Consider the following 2,077-nt stretch of genomic DNA (forward strand, 5'->3'; position numbering starts at 1 on the left):
GCCGGGGAAGTCGGCGGAGTAGAGGATGGTGGACGACGGGCGGACATAGCTGCTGCCGGTCCTGTCCTGCATCACGGCTGCGTTCATGAACTCGATGTCGCGCCACACGATGGAGTCGGGAGCCGCCACATGGGTTCCGGCGGGCATCGAATACTTGAACAGGCGCGGCTTGCTTGCCGGGTCGAGGCCGCGGATGATGATGTCGCCCGGAGCGTTCCAGAGATTGTAGAAGCTGGCCGAGCCGTTGTCGTAGTCGCCCGGGCGAACCCAGATCGTGCCGCCGGATGACGGCAGGCCCCGATACGCGGCATCGCCGATCAGGAACCCGCGCAGCTCTGCCTGGCTCGACACGGTTTGGGTGCCTGCCGTGACGCTGACGGTGGTGCTGCCGATCACGGTGTTGCCGGTGGCCAGCGGCGAGGTGTTGCCCGACACCCGCCCCGACGCCACGGTGAACTGGCCATAGGTGCCGTCCGCCTCGGCGATGGGAGCCGATCCCTGACCGATGGGTGTAAGCGAACCGAAGGTGATGGCCGCCGCAGTGCCGACGGTCGGGGTGGCGGTCTTGGCGGTCGACCATGCGCTCGCGCCCTCGGCGTTCACCGTGCGGACTTGAACGGAAGCCTCGGCACCGGCCAGAACCGTGATCAGATAGCTGCCGGGCGTGACTGCCGGAAGATCGGTCGCAGCACCCGTCCCGATCCGGTACTGGATCGAGGTCAGCGCCGAGTTGCCGTCGTCCGGGACGGTGCCGATGGTGAGCCAGAGCTTGTCGCCGCCGGTGCTCGGGCTGTCTTCCAGCGACCAGTCCGTATCGGCAAAGGCGCTCGGCGCAGTCGCCTGCACGGTCGGCGTGACGGTCTTGGTGTCGCCCCAGGCGCCCGCGCCGACGGCATTGACCGCGCGCAGCTGAACGTCGGCTGCAGTCTCTGCGGGAACCGTGATCTGGTAGGTGCCCGTGGTAGAGCCGGAGAGTGCCACGGCAGCGTCGGCGCCGACCCGATACTCCAGCGAGGTGATCACGGAAGTTCCTGGCGATGGCAGCGTGCTGATGGTGACCGTCAGGCGGTCGCCGCCAGCGGACGGGCTGTCGGCCAGCGTCCACATGCCCGCGGTGAAGGCGGCGGGGGCGGACTGCAATGCGGTCGGAGTGGCGATCTTGGCGTCGCCCCAGGCGCCAGCGCCCACGGCGTTGACCGCGCGCAGCTGGATGCTTGCCGCAGCACCGGCCGGAACGGTGATCGAATAGGAGCCGGTCACGGTGCCGGAGAGCGCGACAGCCGCGCCGGTCCCAACTCGGTATTCCAGCGCCGTGATCGGGTCGCTGCCCTCGTCGGGCAGGGCGCCGATGGTGACCGTGAGCGTGTCGCCGCCCGCGGACGGGCTGTCTGCAAGGCTCCACTGGCCAGCGGTGAAGGCAGCGGGAACGGCAGGCGCCACGGTCGGGGTTGCCGCCTTGACATCGCCCCAAGCGCCCGCGCCGACGGCGTTGACCGCGCGCAGCTGGACGCTTGCCGCGGCCCCGGCCGGGACCGTGATCTGGTAGGTGCCCGTGGTAGAGCCGGAGAGTGCCACGGCAGCACCGCTGCCGACCCGATATTCCAGCGCGGTGATGGGATCGCTGCCCGCATCTGGCATGGCCGACACCGTGACCGTCAGGCGGTCGCCGCCAGCGGACGGGCTGTCGGCCAGCGTCCACATGCCCGTGGTGAAGGCGGAAGGCACAGCCTGGGATTCCGTCGGGACGGCGGTCTTGTCGATGGACCATGCCCCTGCCCCGATGGAATTGACCGCGCGGATCTGCACGACCGCATCCTGCAGCGCGGGCACGCGGATCGTGCGGACGCCAGTGCCGATGCCGGACAGCACCTGCGCCGCGCCGCCGCCCACCCGGAACTCGAGCGCGGAAATAGCGTCTCCGCCGTCCTCGGGCAGATAGAGGATTTCCAGCAGAAGCTCGTCGCCGCTCTCGGACTCGGCGCCTGCCAGCGTCCAGTCGGCCGTGCCGAAGGCCTCGGGCACGGTCGGCGGCAGCACGCCGTCACCGGCCAGCGCCGCCAGGATCTCGTCCTTGAGC

The 2,077-nt window shown here is 69.9% G+C and carries 1 protein-coding gene; it reads right to left on the reverse strand.

The window, feature by feature from the left end:
• A partial coding sequence (locus tag HCC78_RS32230) for a hypothetical protein (protein ID WP_172332770.1) occupies nt 1-2,077 on the reverse strand: 2,077 nt, incomplete at both ends.

The organism is Mangrovicoccus sp. HB161399 (assembly GCF_013184745.1).
Taxonomy (GTDB): Bacteria; Pseudomonadota; Alphaproteobacteria; order Rhodobacterales; family Rhodobacteraceae; genus Mangrovicoccus.